At 66.5% G+C, this 18,625-nt stretch carries 17 protein-coding genes; 5 read left to right on the plus strand and 12 right to left on the minus strand.

The window, feature by feature from the left end:
• Positions 1 to 245 precede the first annotated feature (245 nt).
• Positions 246 to 1,208, plus strand: coding sequence for a DUF3011 domain-containing protein (locus tag ATE67_RS01990; protein ID WP_058815007.1), 963 nt, complete (start codon positions 246 to 248; stop codon positions 1,206 to 1,208).
• A 278-nt stretch (positions 1,209 to 1,486) separates the two neighbouring features.
• A complete protein-coding gene (locus ATE67_RS01995) occupies positions 1,487 to 1,864 on the plus strand; it encodes a DOPA 4,5-dioxygenase family protein (RefSeq protein WP_058815008.1) in 378 nt (125 codons plus the stop codon).
• A gap of 22 nt (positions 1,865 to 1,886) precedes the next feature.
• Here the strand turns inward: ATE67_RS01995 and ATE67_RS02000 are convergent, their stop codons facing one another.
• The 3 genes from ATE67_RS02000 to ATE67_RS02010 form a co-directional block, all read right to left on the minus strand.
• A complete protein-coding gene (locus tag ATE67_RS02000) occupies positions 1,887 to 3,002 on the minus strand; it encodes an ATP phosphoribosyltransferase regulatory subunit (RefSeq protein ID WP_058815009.1) in 1,116 nt (371 codons plus the stop codon).
• 143 nt (positions 3,003 to 3,145) lie between these two features.
• On the minus strand, positions 3,146 to 4,732 hold the full coding sequence (serA, locus tag ATE67_RS02005; RefSeq protein WP_058815010.1) for a phosphoglycerate dehydrogenase: 1,587 nt from the start codon (positions 4,730 to 4,732) through the stop codon (positions 3,146 to 3,148).
• A gap of 86 nt (positions 4,733 to 4,818) precedes the next feature.
• On the minus strand, positions 4,819 to 5,946 hold the full coding sequence (locus tag ATE67_RS02010; protein WP_058815230.1) for a phosphoserine transaminase: 1,128 nt from the start codon (positions 5,944 to 5,946) through the stop codon (positions 4,819 to 4,821).
• A 173-nt stretch (positions 5,947 to 6,119) separates the two neighbouring features.
• Between ATE67_RS02010 and ATE67_RS02015 the strand changes: the two genes are divergently transcribed.
• Positions 6,120 to 6,821 (plus strand): extensin family protein, encoded by a 702-nt coding sequence (locus ATE67_RS02015; protein ID WP_058815011.1) that lies wholly within the window; start codon positions 6,120 to 6,122, stop codon positions 6,819 to 6,821.
• 89 nt (positions 6,822 to 6,910) lie between these two features.
• A complete protein-coding gene (locus ATE67_RS02020) occupies positions 6,911 to 7,780 on the plus strand; it encodes an LOG family protein (protein ID WP_058815012.1) in 870 nt (289 codons plus the stop codon).
• Between the two features lie 187 nt (positions 7,781 to 7,967).
• Here ATE67_RS02020 and ATE67_RS02025 read toward each other — a convergent pair whose 3' ends face one another.
• Together ATE67_RS02025 and ATE67_RS02030 are read right to left on the minus strand one after the other, a co-directional pair.
• The gene (locus ATE67_RS02025; protein ID WP_058815013.1) at positions 7,968 to 8,396 is read right to left on the minus strand and encodes a c-type cytochrome; all 429 of its coding nucleotides are present in this window, start codon (positions 8,394 to 8,396) and stop codon (positions 7,968 to 7,970) included.
• The gene (locus ATE67_RS02030; RefSeq protein WP_058815014.1) at positions 8,396 to 9,043 is read right to left on the minus strand and encodes a c-type cytochrome; all 648 of its coding nucleotides are present in this window, start codon (positions 9,041 to 9,043) and stop codon (positions 8,396 to 8,398) included. Before ATE67_RS02030 ends, ATE67_RS02025 begins: the two co-directional genes overlap by 1 nt.
• A 168-nt stretch (positions 9,044 to 9,211) precedes the next feature.
• On the opposite strand from ATE67_RS02030, the gene ATE67_RS02035 reads away from it, so the two are divergent.
• A complete protein-coding gene (locus ATE67_RS02035) occupies positions 9,212 to 10,102 on the plus strand; it encodes a prephenate dehydratase (RefSeq protein ID WP_058815015.1) in 891 nt (296 codons plus the stop codon).
• On the opposite strand, the gene ATE67_RS02040 is transcribed toward ATE67_RS02035, so the two are convergent.
• The 7 genes from ATE67_RS02040 to ATE67_RS02070 form a co-directional block, all read right to left on the minus strand.
• Positions 10,099 to 10,770 (minus strand): CDP-alcohol phosphatidyltransferase family protein, encoded by a 672-nt coding sequence (locus tag ATE67_RS02040; RefSeq protein ID WP_058815016.1) that lies wholly within the window; start codon positions 10,768 to 10,770, stop codon positions 10,099 to 10,101. The two genes, ATE67_RS02035 and ATE67_RS02040, sit on opposite strands and share 4 nt — an antisense overlap.
• A gap of 260 nt (positions 10,771 to 11,030) precedes the next feature.
• Positions 11,031 to 11,528, minus strand: a complete 498-nt coding sequence (locus tag ATE67_RS02045; RefSeq protein WP_058815017.1) for a hypothetical protein — start codon at positions 11,526 to 11,528, stop codon at positions 11,031 to 11,033.
• Entirely contained in the window at positions 11,525 to 14,338 is a 2,814-nt protein-coding gene (gene polA / locus ATE67_RS02050) for a DNA polymerase I (RefSeq protein ID WP_058815018.1), read from the minus strand. The genes ATE67_RS02045 and polA overlap by 4 nt, the downstream gene beginning before the upstream one ends.
• 265 nt (positions 14,339 to 14,603) lie before the next feature.
• A complete protein-coding gene (locus tag ATE67_RS02055) occupies positions 14,604 to 14,798 on the minus strand; it encodes a hypothetical protein (protein ID WP_058815019.1) in 195 nt (64 codons plus the stop codon).
• 96 nt (positions 14,799 to 14,894) lie between these two features.
• Positions 14,895 to 16,076, minus strand: a complete 1,182-nt coding sequence (gene purT / locus ATE67_RS02060; RefSeq protein ID WP_058815020.1) for a formate-dependent phosphoribosylglycinamide formyltransferase — start codon at positions 16,074 to 16,076, stop codon at positions 14,895 to 14,897.
• Positions 16,077 to 16,145: 69 nt separating this feature from the next.
• The gene (locus tag ATE67_RS02065; RefSeq protein ID WP_058815021.1) at positions 16,146 to 17,381 is read right to left on the minus strand and encodes an MFS transporter; all 1,236 of its coding nucleotides are present in this window, start codon (positions 17,379 to 17,381) and stop codon (positions 16,146 to 16,148) included.
• Between the two features lie 60 nt (positions 17,382 to 17,441).
• Positions 17,442 to 17,924, minus strand: coding sequence for a GFA family protein (locus tag ATE67_RS02070; RefSeq protein WP_058815022.1), 483 nt, complete (start codon positions 17,922 to 17,924; stop codon positions 17,442 to 17,444).
• Positions 17,925 to 18,625: the final 701 nt, after the last annotated feature.

Here is an 18,625-nt window from a genome sequence, read left to right on the forward strand (position 1 = left end):
CTCGGGAGATCGCCAACGCTCCAAAAGCCCCGCATGCGCGGATCGGAACTGTGACTTTGTGACTTTTTGGTGCGTCGCGGCGCTGCGGCGGAATATCCGTTAAGCATGGCCGGATACTGTAGGAAAGCCCCATCGACGCGCACTTTCGAAGATGGCGCCAGCGGCTGAAATGTGAAACACTTCGCATCGATCGTCGAAGGAAAAGAGGACTGTAGGGCACAGAATTCAACCGGGGAGAGATAGCTATGCGCAATCCAGTCGTAACCGCGGTCACCGCCGCCTCGTTCGTCGCCAGCCAGCTTGCCGTCCCGGCCTTTGCCCAGACCCCTTATCCCTATCCGCCGCCGACCGGATCGCCGGGCTATAATCAGGGTTGGGCGGGCACGATCCGCTGCGAATCCTATGGCAATCGCCAGCAACGCTGTAATGTCCGCACCGACAATCGCGTCGAGCTGGTCCGCGTCATCGGCGGGCGCTGCTCGAAGGGGCGCGATTGGGGTTTCGACGCCGACGGCATCTGGGTATCGGGCGGGTGCCGCGCCGAGTTTCGCTATGGCTACGCCGGCGGCACCTATCCCGGCAATGATTTCGCAGGAACGCTTCGCTGCGAGTCGCGCGGCAATCGTTACGAACAATGCGCGGTGCAGACCAATGGCCGCGTCGAACTCCTCCGCAAGCTCGGCGGCAAATGCAACGCCGGGCGGCAATGGGGCTATGGCGCCGATTATATCTGGGTGACCAGCGGCTGCCGCGCCGAATTCGGATACGGCTATGCCAATCTGACGCCGCTGCCGGGGCCCGAGCCCGAAAAGAAGAAGGGGCCGAGCACCGGGCTGATCATCGGCGGCATCGTCGTCGCGGGCGGTCTGCTGGCGCTGCTCGCGAGCAAGAAGAAAAAGGCCGACGGGACCGAAGAGGCGGCGACGACCAATCCGTCGGGCCCGCCTGCGACGCTCAGCGCAAATCTGAACAGCCTGCCGGCGGCGTCGCGTCCGTCGGTGCTCAATTGCTTCAACGACGCCGCGCGGCAGATCGGCGCGACCGGCGGGACCAGGCTGTCGTATGACAAGCTCGTCTCGCTCGAACAAGGCAACGGCGGCTGGCGCATCCGCGCCGCGATGACCGCAACCTATCCGAGCGGCTCGCAGTCGATCGAAATGTACTGCCGCGCGACGCCGAACGAGATCATCCAGCTCGATTTCAGCTGAGCGAGCGGGGCGCGGCGTCCGTTTTGGGGTGGGGAGTGGAGGTTAAAATAGTCCGTCGCCCCCGCGAAGGCGGGGGCCGTAGTCGGCCTTGCGTAACGGCTCCAGCGGCCCCCGCCTTCGCGGGGGCGACGGCAACTTCCGGCCGTCACCGCACATTCCCCGCCTTCGTCATCCCGAGCTTGACGCGGGACCGCGCCTTTCCTTCAATATCGGCTGCCCCGGATCCCATCGGACGGCCATGGGCCGGGTCCGAGCGAGGCAGTTGGAAAGATGAGACGATGACGAACCCCGCTGCGCCCTATCATGCGCATATCTATTACGATCCCGCCGAACGGCCCGCCGCGGTTGCGCTGCGCGATGCGTTCGGGGGTGATCCCGCGATCCTGTTCGTCGGGGCGCTGACCGATGGCGCGGCGGGGCCGCATCCGATTGCGCAATATGAGGTGCATTTCCTGGCGGCCCACCGATCTGCGGTCGTGGCGGCGATCGAGGCGACGGGGCTGCGCGCGCTGGTGCATCCGCTGACCGACGACGATGTCGCCGATCACACCAGCCTGGCGCACTGGATCGGCGAGCCTGTGGAGCTCGACTTGACGGTGCTCGATCCGCCGGGGGTGAATCAGGGGATTCCGCGGTTCGGGAAGGCGGATTTTTAGCTTGGGCTCTTTGGAGTGGGTCTCAGGCCTGGACCGGGCCGTCGGCCGTGAGGCGGTAGCCGCAGCCCAGCGTGCGCGCCTCGTCCGCGTCCGACAGCGCCGCGATCGTCTGCCAGCCGTCGGCGCGCAGGCTCGCTGCGAGTGCGGGGTCGTGGCCGAGGGGGAGGAAGATGCGGCGTTCGGCCTCGTCCTCGGCGCCGAGGCCGTCGTCGATCAGCGGGTCGGGATAGAGCGAAAAGCCGACCGCGGGCTCTTCCTGCTCGTCACCGACCGGGATCGCATAGCCGCCGCCGCGGCCGATCGCGTCACCCTGGCCGGGGACGAATATCTGGAAGCCGAACCAGCTTTGATAGGCGAAGCCGTGGCGTTCGGTCGGGTCGAGGGTCAGGTTGACGCGGCCCCGGATCGGCGCGGCGATCGCTTCGAGCGCGTCGATCCGCGTCGACAGGACGCCCGTCGTGTCGAAGGTGCGCAGGTCGGCGATGGCGCGGTCGAACGGGCCGGTGGCGCGCAGCAAGGGCAGATAGGCCTCGGCGCCGATCCGCACGAGCGCGCCCGCATCCTTGGCATCAAGTTCGTCGCGCAGCGCGTCGAGGCTGGCGGCGACCGGCAGCGGCCCGCCCGCGAGCAGGTCGACGACGTCGGGCACGGTGAAGTCGATCGTCACCGGGCCGATCCCCGCCGCATCGAGCGCGTCGATCATCACCGTCACGATCTCGCGTGCCGCGGCGACGCTGTCGCTGCCGATCAGTTCGGCGCCGACCTGAAGCATTTCGCGCGCGGGGCGAAGCTGGCTCGCGCGCAGCTTCACGACCTGGCCGGCATAGCAGAGGCGCAGCGGGCGCGGTGCATGGGCAAGCAGCGAGGTCGCGATGCGGCCGACCTGCCGCGTGATGTCGGGGCGCAGCGCGAGGGTGCGCTGCGACACCGGATCGGTGAAGCGCAGAAGGTCGCGCGCGCTGCGGTCGTCGTCGCCGCCCAGCGTCTCGCGGAACTCGGCGAGCGGCGGCGCGACGCGGCCATAGCCGTGCGCGCGCATCGCATCGACAAGCGCGCGCGTGACGCGCGACGCGGCCTCGGCCTGCGCGGGCAGGCGGTCGCGGAGGCCTTCGGGCAGCAGGGCAGGGGCCTTGGTCATCGATTGCGGCCTTTAGGATGGTCTAAGGCGGTCAACAATCCCGAATTCCGTTCGCATCGAGCGCAGTCGAGATGCCGCGAGGGCAAACACCGACGATGGGTGTCTCGACTTCGCTCGACACGAACGGGATTGAGAGGCGGGCTTTAAAACTTCAAACCCTTTACCGTCTTCACGCCGGGCAACTGGCAAAGCTGCCACAGCAAAGGCTCGGGCATCGGCGAGTCGAGGCTCAAAAGCAGCACCGCTTCGCCGCCCGCGGCGCGGCGGCCGAGGTGGAAGGTGCCGATGTTGAGCCCGGCGTCGCCGAGCGTCGTGCCGATGCGGCCGATGAAGCCCGGCGCATCCTCGTTGACGATGTAGAGCATGTGGCCGTCGAGGTCGGCCTCGACCTTGATCCCGAACATCTCGACGAGGCGCGGGTCGCCGTTGCTGAACAGGGTGCCCGCGACCGAGCGGTCGCCGGCTTCGGTGGCGACGGTGACGCGGACGAGCGTGTGGTAATCGCCGTCGCGGTCGTGGCGCACTTCGCGGACGTCGAGGCCGCGTTCGCGCGCGAGGTGCGGGGCGTTGACCATGTTCACCGCGTCCGAATAGCGGCGCATCAGGCCGGTGAGCACCGCGGCGGTGATCGGCTTGAGGTTGAGCTCGGCCGCCGCGCCCTCGACTTCGATCGAGATCTTGGCGAGATTGTCGTGCGCGAGCTGGCCGACCAGGCTGCCCAGCTTTTCGGCGAGCGCCATATAGGGGCGCAGCTTGGGCGCTTCCTCGGCCGACAGGCTGGGGACGTTCAGCGCGTTGGTGATGCCGCCGGTGAGCAGATAGTCGCTGATCTGCTCGGCCACCTGGATGGCGACGTTGACCTGCGCCTCGTCGGTCGAGGCGCCGAGATGCGGGGTGCAGATGAAGTTCGGCGTGCCGAACAGCGGATGGTCGGCGGCGGGCGGCTCGGTCTGGAACACGTCGAGCGCGGCGCCGGCGACGTGGCCCGATTCGAGCGCGTCCTTCAGCGCCGCCTCGTCGATCAACCCGCCGCGCGCGCAATTGATGATACGCACGCCCTTTTTGGCCTTGGCGAGATTTTCCTTCGACAGGATGTTGCGCGTCTGGTCGGTCAGCGGCGTGTGCAGCGTGATGAAGTCGGCCTTGGCGAGCAAGGTGTCGAGATCGGCCTTTTCGACACCGAGTTCGATCGCGCGCTCGGGGGTCAGGAAGGGGTCGAAGGCGACGACCTTCATGCGGAGGCCGAGGGCGCGCTCGGCGACGATGCTGCCGATGTTGCCGCAGCCGATCAGGCCGAGCGTCTTCGACGTCAGCTCGACGCCCATGAAGTCGTTCTTCGGCCATTTGCCCGCCTGTGTGCCCGCGTTGGCTTCGGGAATCTGGCGGGCGAGGGCGAACATCATCGCGATCGCATGTTCGGCGGTGGTGATGCTGTTGCCGAAGGGGGTGTTCATCACGATGACGCCCTGCTTCGACGCCGCGGGAATGTCGACATTGTCGACGCCGATCCCGGCGCGGCCGACGACTTTCAGGTTCGTGGCGGCGGCGAGGACGTCGGCGGTGACCTTGGTGGCCGAACGGATCGCAAGGCCGTCATAGTCGCCGATCATCGCGATCAGCTCGTCCTTGGTCTTGCCGGTGATGACGTCGACGTCGATGCCGCGCTCCTTGAAAATCGCGGCGGCTTTGGGGTCCATCTTGTCGCTGATGAGGACTTTGGGTGCGGTCATGTCATTTTCTCCGTCATCCCAGCGAAAGCTGGGATCGTTGGGAATGGGGATGATCGATAGCGGTCCCAGCTTTCGCTGGGACGACGTTATGCGTTGAGCGAGGCGTAGGCCCAGTCGAGCCACGGGCCGAGCGCTTCGATATCGGCGGTGTCGACGGTCGCGCCGCACCAGATGCGGAGCCCCGGGGGCGCGTCGCGATAGCCCGCGATGTCGTACGCTGCGCCTTCGGCTTCGAGCAGCCCGGCGAACTTCTTGATGAAGCCCTCGTCGGCGCCTGCGACCGACAGGCAGACCGAGGTCTTCGAGCGGCTGGCGGGATCGGCGGCGAGGTGGCTGAGCCACGCGCGTTCCGAAACGATCTTGTCGAGCGCCGCGGCATTCGCATCGCTGCGCGCTTTCAGACCGTCGAGACCGCCAAGCGATTTCGCCCATTCGAGCGCGAAGATCGCATCCTCGACCGCCAGCATCGACGGCGTGTTGATCGTCTCGCCCTTGAACACGCCCTCGGCGAGCGCGCCCTTGCTGACGAGGCGGAACACCTTCGGCAGCGGCCAGGCGGGGGTATAGGTTTCGAGGCGTTCGACCGCGCGCGGGCCGAGGATCAGCACGCCATGACCGCCTTCGCCGCCGAGCACTTTCTGCCAGCTGAAGGTCGCGACGTCGATCTTGTCCCACGGCAGGTCGTAGGCGAACACGGCCGAGGTCGAGTCGGCGAAGCTCAGCCCTTCGCGGTCGGCGGAGATCCAGTCGCCGTCGGGGACGCGCACGCCGCTGGTTGTGCCGTTCCAGGTGAAGAGCACGTCGTTCGACCAGTCGACCTGGCCGAGGTCGGGGAGCTGGCCGTAATCGGCGCGGATCACCGTCGGGTCGAGCTTGAGCTGCTTAGCGGCATCGGTGACCCAGCCCTCACCGAAGCTCTCCCATGCGAGCGTCGTGACGGGGCGGGCGCCGAGCATCGTCCACATCGCCATTTCGAAAGCGCCGGTGTCCGATCCGGGCACGATGCCGATGCGGTGCGTGTCGGGCAGCTGCAGCATCTCGCGCATCAGGTCGATGCAGTAAGCGAGGCGCGTCTTGCCGATCTTCGCGCGATGCGAGCGGCCGAGTGATTCGGTAGCGAGTTTGTCAGGGGACCAGACCGGCGGCTTGGCGCAGGGTCCGGACGAAAAATAGGGGCGCATCGGGCGCACCTGTGGCGTCGGCACTTCACTCATCATAGTCTCTCCTTGCAGAGAGCTCGCGCGGCGTTGGGACCGCGTGGCCCGGCGCCGCGTTTAGGGTCGTGCGCCGGGCTGTCAAACAAATTGCACCGCCCGCGCGAAATTTCAGACGAGCCGAGGCCAAAAGTTAGCGCCTTGTTAACCATCTTGCCGCTACTGTGGCGGCTATGCCGATCCCGTCTTTCCTGAAGCCCCGGATCCTGATCGCCGCCACCGCGGCGCTGGCGCTTTCGGCCTGTTTCGGCGCTCCCGAGGTGATGAAACAGGGTGGCGGCAAGAAGGCGGTCGCGAGCAAGCCGATGCGCCCGCAACCGGTCGGCGCACCATCCTTCACCAGCCCCGAGGCGCAGCAATGCGCGTTCGACCTGAAGCAGGCCGGCGTGCGCTTCACGCCGCTCCCCAACCAGGATCATGGCGGCGGGTGCAGTTCGATCGATTCGGTGAAGCTGCTCGACATCGGCACCCCGGTGACCAACCTCGGCGCGATGACCTGTCCGCTGGCGAAGAGCTTCGCGGCGTGGGCGCAGTTCGCGGTCAAGCCCGCGGCGCGCAAATATTTCGGGCAGGAGGTTGTCAAGATCGAGACCTATGGCACCTACAGCTGCCGAAACATCTATGGCGGCCGCTCGGGCCGGCTGTCGCAGCACGCCTATTCGAACGCGATCGACGTGTCGGGCTTCGTCCTCGCCGACGGCCGCCGGATCATGCTCGACGGCGGCTGGAAGGGCGACAAGCCGTCGCAGGATTTCCTTCGCGCGCTCCACAAATCGGCGTGCCGGCGCTTCGGCACGGTGCTCAGCCCCGATTACAACGCGGCGCACTATAATCATTTCCATATGGATATGAGCGGCAACGGTTATTGCCGCTAGCTCTTCGATCCTCCCCATGGCTTCGCCACAGGGAGGATCAAGAGGCCCCAGTCTTGGCAAAGTCACGCGGAGGGAGTAGCCGTCCGCCAATGACAGAAGACAAACAACCCCATCGTTCGCGTTTCCACAAGGCCAAGGACGACGCGCAATTCGCCAAGCAGGCGGTTTCCACCCCCCAGACACAGAGCCCGGCCTATCGGCTGGCGTTCCAGGACACCGAGTTCCTGCTGCGCGAGGATCTGCGCCCGGTGCGCTTCCAGCTCGAACTGCTCAAGCCCGAGCTGATGCTCGACGAGGCGAAGATCGAGTCGATGCTCGTCATCTATGGCTCGGCGCGCATCCCGGCGCCCGACGCGGCGCAGGCGGTCCTCGACGCCGCGCGCACCCCCGAGGAAAAGCGCATCGCCGAGCGGCTCGCCGCCAAGTCCAAATATTATGAGGAAGCGCGCAAGCTGGCGCGGATCGCGAGCCAGGTGCCGCCCGACAAGAATGGCTGCCGCAATTATGTCGTCTGCTCGGGCGGCGGGCCGTCGATCATGGAGGCGGCGAACCGCGGCGCCGACGACGAGGGCAAGGAATCGGTGGGCCTCAACATCGTGCTGCCGCACGAGCAGGCGCCGAACCGCTATGTGACCCCGGACCTCAGCTTCCAGTTCCACTATTTCGCGCTGCGCAAGATGCATTTCCTGCTCCGCGCGCGCGCGGTTTGCGTGTTTCCGGGCGGTTTCGGGACGTTCGACGAGACCTTCGAGCTGCTGACCCTCATTCAGACCGGCAAGATCAAGCCGATCCCGATCGTGCTGTTCAGCGAGGAATTCTGGACCCGCGTCGTCAATTTCGATGCACTGGTGGAAGAGGGCGTCATCAGCCAGCGCGACCTGTCGCTGTTCCACTTCGTCGAGACGGCCGAGGAGGCGTGGGAGATCATCCAGGATTTCTACGCGAAAGTGGCGGAGTAGCGCAGCTATCCCTCCCCCTTGATGGGAAGGCAGCGAGACTTAGCAGCTTGCTGCCTGGTCGCAGCGGTGGGGGTGCGGTGTCGGCCCGAAACGGGCGGTGCCATGACGCACCCTCACCCCCATCCAACTTCGCCTAGCGCCAAAGGCGCAAGGCTTCATATCCTTCCCCCATCAAGGGGGAAGGGGGCTATTTCGACTGCGCTTCCAGATACAGCAGCAGCGCCTTGCGATCCAAGGGGTCATAGACCCCCGCGAACGCCATGCGCGTGCCGGGGAGCGCCTTCATCGGGGCTTCCAGATAGGTGTCGAGGGCCGCGACATCCCAGACGCCGCCCTTGGCCTTCATCGCCGACGAATAGCTGAACCCGGCATGCGAGGCGACCGGGCGGCCGACGACGCCGTGCAGGTTGGGGCCGATGCCGTTGGCGCCGCCCTTGTCGATCGTGTGGCACGCGACGCAGCGCTTGAAGACCTGTTCGCCCATCGCCGCGGTCGGTTCGATCGCGGGGGCGGGCTCGGCGGGCGCGGTTCCGGTGGACGTCTCGGCAGGCTGGTCGGCCTGGCCGCAGCCGGCGAGGGCCAGCGCGCCCGCCAGCACGACCGACGCGAGGCGCATTATTTCTTGGCTTCAGCCGGCGCCGGAGCAGCGGCAGCGCCTTCGGCGCCCTTTGCGGCTTCGGCAGGGGCAGCGGCCGCACCTTCGGCCGGGGCTGCGGCGGCGTCGGCCGCCGGAGCCGCCTCCGCGGCGGGCAGCGGCACGTTCGAGCCCTGGCTGTTCAGATAGACGATCAGGTTCGCGCGATCCTCCGGGCTCGACAGGCCGGCGAACGACATCTTGGTGCCGTTGGCGAATTTGCGCGGGCTGGCGAGCCACGCGTCCATATTTTCGAAGGTCCAGGTGCCGCCATGGCTCTTGAGCGCGTCGGAAAAGGCGAAGCCGCCGCGGCCATGGCCGATCTCGTCGCCGACCACCGCATAGAGATTGGGGCCGATGCCGTTGGCGCCGCCCGCGTTGATCGTGTGGCATGCCGCGCACTTGGCGAACACCGCTTCGCCCTTCGCGACGTCGGCCGCCGCGAGCAGGTTCGGAAGCGGCACGGCAGACGCGCCGCCGCCCGCGCCGCCATCGGCATCCTCGATCGGAAAGCCGGGCTTTTCGGGGTTGTGGCCCGCAAACACCATCCCCGAACCGATCGAGAGGCCCAGCGCGCAAATGCCGGCGAACAGCACCCAGCCGGCAATAGTATTGTTGCGATTGTCCATGCGTGCAGCCCCGTTCGCTGGCGCTCCAAACCCGAGCGCGTGTAATGATTTGGACGCTCCCTTACTGGCGCGCGATGCCCGGCGCAAGGGGATGAAATAGCGCGCCCGGCCGGTTGCGCGTCGTGCCACGCCCCGCTATGCGCCGCGGCGCAGTTCGGGAAGGCAGACATGGGCAGTTATTCGGCATCGGCGCAGCGATTGGTGGACGAAATGAAGGCGGCGGCGCTCGCCGATCCGGCGCGCGGTCTGGCCTTTCAGGGGGCGCCCGGCGCGAACAGCGACCTTGCCGCGCGCGAATATGACGCGGCCTCGCTGCCGCTGCCCTGCTATTCGTTCGAGGACGCGATCGAGGCGGTGCGCGATGGCAGCGTCGACCGCGCGATCATCCCGATCGAGAACAGCCTGCACGGCCGCGTCGCCGATATCCATTTCCTGCTGCCCGAATCCGGGCTGCACATCGTCGGCGAGCATTTCCTGCCGATCCGGTACGGGCTTATGAGCCGCGACCTTGGTCCCGTGACCCGCGCGATGAGCCACGAACAGGCGCTCGGCCAGTGCCGCAAATGGCTGCGCACGAACAATATCTCGCCGGTCGCGCACAGCGACACTGCGGGCGCCGCCGCGTGGGTCGCCGACAGCGACGAGGTCGGCCTGGCGGCCCTCGCGCCGCCCCATGCGGCCGGGCTGTACGGCCTGACGCTGCACGGGACGGGGATGGAAGACGCCGACCATAATATGACGCGCTTCGTCGTGCTGGCGCGCGAGGCGCTGGCCGCGCCGCCCGCCGGCGTGCCGCTGATGACGACCTTCGTCTTCGAGGTGAAGAATATTCCCGCCGCGCTCTACAAGGCGCTCGGCGGCTTCGCGACCAACGGCGTCAATATGACCAAGCTGGAAAGCTATCAGGTCGGCGCCAGCTTCGCGGCGACCAAATTCTATGCCGATATCGTCGGCGCGCCCGGCGACGAGCGCATCGACCGCGCGCTCGAGGAGCTGGATTTCCAGACCAAGTCGCTGCGACTGCTTGGAACCTACCCGCAGGCGCGCCTGCGGCCTTAAGCGCCGCGGGCGCGGAGCATCCGCGCGGTGGCGAAGCTCTGGATGATGAACAGCGTCACGAGGATGCTCGCGACGACCAGGCCGAACAGGTCGAATGCCGAGAAATTGGTGCCGAGCACGTCGCCGCCGCCGATCAGCGGCATGGCCATCGTCATCGCCATCAGCATCAGCCGCAGCTCGGTCGGGCCGCCCGCCATGTAGGACAGGCGGAATTCGCCGACGACCTTCGCCGCGATGAAGGTGTGGATCGACAGCAGGAAATACCCGATCACCGCCATCAGCGCGACGTCGAGGCGCAGGTAGGGGCTCATCCCGATCGCACCGACCATCAGAAGGGTCGCGACCGCATCGACGCTGTGATCGACGAAATAGCCGTAATTCGGCCGCTCGATCCGCCGCCAGCGCGCGAGGCTGCCGTCGAGCGAGTCCCCGAACCAGTTGACGATATAACCGACGAGCGCCAGCCCCAGCCACTCGTCGTCGATCCAGCTCAGCACATAGCCCGCCGCGACCATCACCGCACCGAGGAAGCCGAGCGTCGTCAGCTGGTCGGGCGTCGTCCAGGCCGGAAGGCGCGGGCAGATCCAGTTGAGCAGGCGGCGCTCGTGGCGCGCCAGAAAATTCTGCTGGATGCGGGTCGGCATGTTCGCCGCCGGGTTGGTGCTCATGAAAATCTTTCACTGTCGCTGTCGCAGGGGCGTCAGCGGGATGTCATTGTCCTGTCATAGAGGCAAAATCGCGGCCGGAAAAGGGCGCGGCCCTCGCCAGGGCGCGCGATACGGGGCTTTGCCGCCAAATCGGCTCGGTTCGGCGACGGGCGATGCATTGGGCGGCGATGGCGTCGTCGGCGGCGTGCCTCACGCGGGCGCGCGCCGCGAGCGCGACGCAGCGCCGCGTCGCCAGTTCCCCGGTCGTGGACGGGGCGAGCCTATTCCTGCCAGGGGCCGATCTCGCCGACCTCGCCGATGGTGCGGAAGCGCACGGCGTCGTCGACCCACGCGACCTCCCACATCGGCGCCGGCCGGGCCCATTCGCCGATCACGAACAACGGCATCCGGTTCGCCGCGACGAAGGCAAGGTCGTCGGCGGTCGGGCCGGGGAGCGTGGTTTCATAACGCTGGTGCAGCCGCACAACGGCAAGCGTGCCCGCGGGCGGCTTTGGCAGCGACTGGCGTGCGGGGAAGCCGATGCTCGCCGCAACGACCGGATACCCCTTGCCGTCGCGCCCGAGCAGCAGGATCTTGTCGGCGGTCGCATAGGGCCCGCCGACCGGGCGGCCAACGACCTTGCGGCCGGCGACGGCGGCATATTCGCGCAGGTCGGTGTCGGCGACGGCGGGCGCAGCGACTTCGGTCGCGGCGGGTGGCGCGGGCGCCGCGACCGGTTGGGCGGCCAGCGCCGCCACGAAAAACCAGGCTTCGATCAATGCGCTTCGCCCCAGCTCTTGCCGATGCCGATTTCGACTTCCAGCGGCACCGACAGCGTCAGCGCGGGTTCGGCCGCGCCCGACATGATGCGGCGGATGACTTCGCCCGCGGCTTCGGCCTTGTCCTCGGGGGCTTCGAAGACGAGTTCGTCGTGGACCTGGAGCAGCATCTTGACGTCCGACAGGCCGGCCTCGTTGAGCGCGGCGGGCATGCGCGCCATCGCGCGCTTGATCAGGTCGGCGCTGGTGCCCTGGATGGGGGCGTTGATCGCGGCGCGCTCGCTGCCGGCGCGTTCGTTCTGGCTCGCGGCCTTGATGCGCGGGAACCAGGTTTTGCGGCCGAACAACGTCTCGGTATAGCCGCGTGCGCGTGCGGTCTCGAGCGTGTCGGTGATATAGTCGCTGATACCGGGGAAGCGCTCGAAATAGCGAGAGATCAGCGCCTGCGCCTCGTCGGGGGTGACTTCAAGGCGGCCCGCCAGCCCCCAGCGCGAAATGCCGTAGAGGATCGAGAAATTGACCGTCTTGGCCTTGCCGCGGGTGTCGCGGTTGACCTCGCCGAACAGTTCGATCGCGGTCGCGCTGTGGATGTCCTGCCCCTGCGCAAAGGCCTCCTTGAGCTCGGGGACGTCGGCCATATGCGCTGCGAGCCGCAGTTCAATCTGGCTATAGTCGGCGGCGATCAGCACATGGCCGGGCGCGGCGATGAAGGCGTCGCGGATCTGGCGGCCGGTCTCGGTGCGGATCGGGATATTCTGGAGATTGGGGTCGGTCGACGACAGCCGCCCGGTCTGCGCGCCGACGAGGCTGTAGCTGGTATGCACGCGGCCGGTCTTGGCGTTGATCTGTTGCTGCAGCGCGTCGGTGTAGGTCGACTTGAGCTTCGCGAGCTGGCGCCATTCCAAAATCTTGCGCGCGATCGGCACCCCGTCGCGCTCGAGGCGTTCAAGCTCGTTCTGGTCGGTCGACCAGTCGCCCGACTTGCCCTTGCGCCCGCCCTTCAGGCCGAGCTTGTCGAACAGGATTTCGCCGAGCTGCTTGGGGCTGCCGATCGCGAAGGGCTGGCCGGCGAGCTCATGGATCTCACCCTCGATGCGCAGCATCTCGTTCGCGAATTCGCCCGACAATTTCGCCAGATAGTCGCGGTTCACCATGATCCCGGCGCGCTCCATCGTCTCGACGATCGCGGCGAGCGGACGGTCGACCATCTCGTAAACGCGGGTGCCGCCCTCGATCGGCAGGCGCAGCTTGAGCAGCTTCCACAGCCGCCACGCGACTTCGGCGTCCTCGGCGGCATATTCGGTGGCGCGGTCGAGCTGCACCTCGGCGAAGCTGATCTGCGACTTGCCGGTGCCGCAGACGTCCTTGAAAGACAGGCAGACATGATCGAGGTGAATCTTCGCGGCCTCGTCGAGCCCGTGCTGATGCTTGCCGGCATCGAGCGCAAAGCTCATCAGCAGCGTGTCGTCATAGGGCGCGATCGTGACGCCGTGCTGCGCGAGCACGCCGATGTCGTATTTGAGGTTGTGCCCGACCTTCAGCACCGCATCGTCGGCGAACAGCGCGCCGAGGCGGGCAATCGCTTCGCCCAGCGGAATCTGATCCGGCTTTTCGGCGAACATGTCGGTGCCGCCGTGGCCGAGCGGGATGTAACAGGCCTTGCCGGGGCCGGTCGACAGGCTGACCCCGACGAGGGTGCCGGTGACGCTGTCGAGCGTCGCCGTCTCGGTATCGACCGCGACGATGTGTGCGGCGCGGGCGTCGGCGATCCAGCGATCGAGCGCCTCGAGGGTCGTGACGGTTTCATAGAGGGCGCGGTCGATCGCGGGCCATGCGGGCAGGGCAGGCGTCGAGGGCGCAGCGGGTGCGGCCGCAGCGGCGGGGGCCGAAGCGCGCGGCAGCGTCGGCGGACCGCTGGGCGCCGCGCCGGTGTCGAGCTTTGCCGAGAGCGAGCGGAAGCCATGTTCGTCGAGGAACGCTTTCAGCGGCAGCGGCGGGATCGCGCCCAGCTTCAGGTCGTCGAGAGCATCGGGCAGCGGGCAATCGCGTTTAAGGTCGACGAGGATGCGCGACAGTTCAGCCATCGCGCGATGCTCGATCAGATTTTCGCGCAGCTTGCTTGGCTTCATGCCGCTGGCGCCGTCGAGCGCCGCGGTGAGACTGCCATATTCCTGGATCAGCTTGGTCGCCGTCTTCGGCCCGACGCCGCGCACCCCGGGGACATTGTCGACGCTGTCGCCCATCAGCGCGAGGACGTCGCCGACCAGATCGGGCGTGACACCGAACTTCTCGTGCACCGCGTCAAGGCCGAGGCGGACATTCTTCATCGTGTCGAGCATGTCGACGTGCGGGCCGTCGGCGGGTTCGCGGATCAGCTGCATCAGATCCTTGTCGGAGGACACGATCGTGACATCCCAACCCTCGCGCACCGCGGCCTCGGCATAGCTGGCGATCAGATCGTCGGCCTCGAAGCCCTCCATCTCGATGCACGGCAGCGAGAAGGCGCGCGTCGCGTCGCGGATCAGCGGGAATTGCGGGCGCAGATCCTCGGGCGGTTCGGGACGGTTCGCCTTGTACTGGTCGTAAATCTCGTTGCGGAACGACTGGCTGCTATGGTCGAGGATCACCGCAAGGTGGGTCGGCCCGTCGGCGTCGTGCAGATCCTTCGCGAGTTTCCACAGCATCGTGGTGTAGCCATAGACCGCACCCACCGGCACCCCGTTGGGGTTCGTCAGCGGCGGCAGGCGGTGATAGGCGCGGAAGATGTAGCTGGAGCCATCGACCAGATAGAGATGATTCTTGTCCGACATGGCGCGGGGTGTAGCGCGGGCCAAGGGCGCGGGCTAGCTATGTCCGTGCCGAGCGTTGAGCGGCGATGTGGACGGACGGCGGATTTGGGGTGGGGAGCTGCCATTCCCATTTTCGTCATCCCGGACTTGATCCGGGATCCATTGGCGCGACGGTCGCTGTGGACCCGGGATCAAGTCCGGGGTGACGATGGTAAAGAATGTGCGCAATCGGTCGTTAGCGGGCGGTTCGTTACGCCGATTGCAAAAAGCACGATTGGTTGTCCGGTCACACGCGCCCGCGCATCCGCAGAGCAATCGTGAAAGAGCAATAGAGAATAACCGCAATCGAAATCATCCTCTTTGCGAAGTCGGCCCAGCCATAATGATCGGCCATGCCGTTCCAAATCTGGTATGGCACCAGCGCCCCCAGAAAGAGTGCCCATGGGACCAGCGCTAACGTCGCCGCTCGACTCCAGCTCATTTGGATATCCTCCCCAGATTGTCCTTCTCGTGCTTCCCCAATCAGCGCTGCGAACGTTCGTAACAGGTGGTTTTCTACCGATCGGCGCCTGGATCTTTATCGTCGATACTCGATCTTGAGTTTCGCCGCCGCCGCGACTGCTGCCGCGCGCGCGTCGTCGGTCGTTCCGTCCGCGATCCTGGCGAGCGCGACGCCCATGCGGCGCCAGGGGCGCGTCACGGGTTTGCCGAAGATGCGTGCATCGACCGAGGTTGCAGCACCGGGTGCGGTCAGCGCATCGGCGAGACCGGTGATGGTGAAATCGCTCGCGTCGCGGTCGGCGAGCAGCACCGCGCTGGCGCTGGCGTCGGGCACCGCGATGGCGGGGATCGGCAGGCCGAGGATGGCGCGGGCATGAAGGTCGAATTCGGACAGCGCTTGCGAGATCAGCGTCACCATGCCGGTGTCGTGCGGCCGCGGGCTGAGTTCGGAGAAGATCACCTCGTCGCCCTTCACGAAGAATTCGACGCCGAAGATGCCGTGCCCGCCGAGGGCATCGACCACCTTGGTCGCCATGGCCTCGGCCGAGCGCAGCGCCGCATCCGACATCGCCGCGGGCTGCCAGCTTTCGCGATAGTCGCCGCGTTCCTGCCGGTGGCCGATCGGCGGGCAGAAGGCGACGCCGTCCTTGTGGCGCACGGTCAGCAACGTGATCTCGTAATCAAAGTCGATGAACGCCTCGGCGATGACGCGGAGGCGATCGCCGCGCATCCCCGCGGCGGCGTAGTCCCATGCGGCGTCGATGCCGCCCGCATCCTTGACCGTGCTCTGGCCCTTGCCCGACGAGGACATCACCGGCTTCACGACGAGCGGAAAGCCGATGCGCGCGGCGGCGGCGGCGAGTTCCTCGCGGCTCGTCGCATATTCGAAGGTCGAGGTCCTGAGGCCGAGTTCGCTCGCGGCGAGATCGCGGATCGCGTCCCGGTTCATCGTCAACTGCGCGGCGCGCGCCGAGGGCACGACGTGGAAACCCTCGGCCTCGACCTCTGCGAGGATCTCGGTGCGGATCGCCTCGACCTCGGGGACGATATGGTCGGGCCGGTGCTTTTCGATCGTCGCGCGGAGCGCCTCGCCGTCGAGCATCGAGAAAACCTCGAACGCATCGGCGACCTGCATCGCCGGCGCGCCCGCATAGCTGTCGCAAGCGATGACATGGCAGCCGAGCCGCTTGGCCGAGATCACGAACTCGCGGCCGAGCTCGCCCGAACCGAGCAGCAGGATTTTGGCGGTGGGGGTCATGGCTGGGGCTTTCGTCGCTGGCGTTCGCCGCGCTCTAGTGCCGCGCGGCGGGATTCGCCAGAGGGTCGCTCAAAGCTCGATCGCCTCGATCCTGGGAATGATCGTCCACCACAGCAATCCGCCGAGCAGCGACAGACCCGCCGCGGCGGCGAAGGCATAGCCATAGCCGCCAAGATAATCGACGATCAGGCCGGTGACGATCGGGCCGATGATGCCCGAAATATTGCCAAAGGCGTTCTGGATGCCGACCCAGCTTCCCGCGGCGCGCGGCCCGGCGAAAATCTGGGCGATCGCGAACAGGTTCGTCGCGATCAGCCCGGTGCCGAGGCCCGCCACCGCCAGCCACAGGCCGAGCGTCACCGGGTTGTCGCTGAGGGCGATTCCGGCGATGGCCGCCGCGGTCGCGGTCTGCCCGCCGATCATCAGCCAACGGCGAAGCTCGCCTTCGTCGGCGCCGCGCTGGACCATGCGGTCCGAAATCCAGCCGCCCGCCAGCGCGACGATACCCTGCGTCGTGAAGCTCAGCGTGGTCAGCGCCGTCATCTCGCCGATCGAATAGCCGCGCGTATTGACGAGGTAGAGCGGCAGCCAGGCGAGCAGGAAGTAAAAGCCGTAGTTCGACAGGAAATGGACGATGCCCATCCGCCACAAGGTCGGAACGCGCATCAGCCGCCGCATCGACAGCCGCTCGCCGGGTTCGGCCGCGAAAGTCTTTGCCCGCAGGGGCGCGGAGGCGATCTGCCAGGGGATCAGCCAGATCAGCGTGCCCAGCCCGAAAATCCAGAAGACCGAGCGCCAACCCCATTCGCCGAGAATCGCTCCCCCGAGGAGGACCCCGAGCGCCGGGCCGAAGGCGAGCGCGGCGGAGACCGACGCGTTGGCGATGCCGCGGCGTTCGATCGGCACTTCGGCCGCGAAAATCTTGCTGCTGCCCGGAAAGGCGATGCTCTCGCCAAGGCCGAGGAACAAGCGGAGCAAAATCAGCGATGCGAGACCGCCAACGAAGCCGGTGAGCGCGGTGCTGACGGCCCAGATCGCGACGCCGAGCGCGAAGACGCGGTAGACGCAGAAACGGTCGCAAAGCCAGCCGACGAAGAGGCAGGCGGGGGCGTAGACCCAGAAGAAGGCTGACACCGCGAGGCCGAAGCCGGTGGCGGACAGCTGGAGCTCGTCCTTCATCAGCGGCGCGGCGACGCCGATCGCGCCGCGGTCGATATAGTTGAGCAGCAACGACAGCGCGATCAGCCCGACGACCCATGTCAGCCGCCCGCCGCCTATCCGCTGGCCCATCGGTTGCGTCGCCATCCCCGTGCCTCCCCAAAGCCCGGACGTTGGGTATCACAGGCGTTCGCCGGCGCTAGCGAATTATTGCGGCCAGCGGTCGGTGTCGTGGTCGGGGTGCTGGTGGTTGCTCGCGCTGATCGCGGCGACATGGGCGCTCATCGTCGCTTCGGTCGTCCCCTCGGCTTTCAGCGGCAGGTCGTCGAAGACAGCCAGCCGGCCTTCGTTGCCGAACTGCACTTTCGGGGCAAATTTGTGGGGTTCGTCGAACGACCCCGTGGTCAGGTTGATGTGCCCGCTTTCGTGATAATCGTAAGTGAGAGGCGTGCCGCAGTCGCGGCAGAAACCGCGCGAAGCCTTGTCCGAGCTGGCGAAGGTCGCGGGCGCGCCGCGCGTCCAGGCCAGTGCGTCGCGCGGCACCCCGATCAGCGCCGCGAAGAAATTGCCCGCCGCCTTCTGGCACATGCGGCAATGGCAGATATGCGAAGTGTCGAGCACCGCCGTGACGTGCCAGCGCACCGCGCCGCACTGGCACCCGCCCGACGCTTCGGTCTCGATGCGGTCCATATGGTCCTCCTCAATCGATCAGGCCGATGATGCCCGCCCGGATGATCCTAACGATTGCCGCCATTCGCAGGCCGCCAGCGGCTGACTGTCGATACCAGCCAGCGCCGCGACGCCGGCATCATTCCCACTCAATAATTTTCTAAGGCGTAACGCACTGAAAATAAGTCCAAAAAAAATATTTGGTCCGAAATGACCGAACTGCGGCCCGTCAAAAACCTACGCTTTTGAAAAATAGAGAGAAATTCCTCGATTCGACCGTGTCGCGAATTCGGAACCTATCGATAACTATCGGCTCGCCTCGGAGCGCGGCCGAGGTCCGAAATTGGGCACGGATTTGCGCGAATTTGCAACGGTTTTCTCCAAGGGGTAGCGCTGTTGCTGTGACATTCGGCGCTTATCGCAACCGCGCTTCCAGCCGCTCGTCGACCATCGACTGCCGCGAATCGCCGGGTCGGAATGTGCCGCACAAATTTCCCACCAAGAGGTTTGAACGCGCTTCCCCATCCAGCATTTGGCTGTCCGGTGCGCGCCCCCGCAATCAAATGCTCGCTCGAGCAAGCAGACGTCGGAGAATGGCAGCGTCCTGAACGTAGCGCCTTGAGCTCGGGATCAGTCTTTGTCCGATGCGATGTCTTAGCGGGGCGAGGCGCCGCTGATTGACAGGTTTGGCATAATGTGCAACGATTTTCCTTGAGGACAAT

This window comes from Sphingopyxis sp. H050, assembly GCF_001468265.1.
Taxonomy (GTDB): Bacteria; Pseudomonadota; Alphaproteobacteria; order Sphingomonadales; family Sphingomonadaceae; genus Sphingopyxis.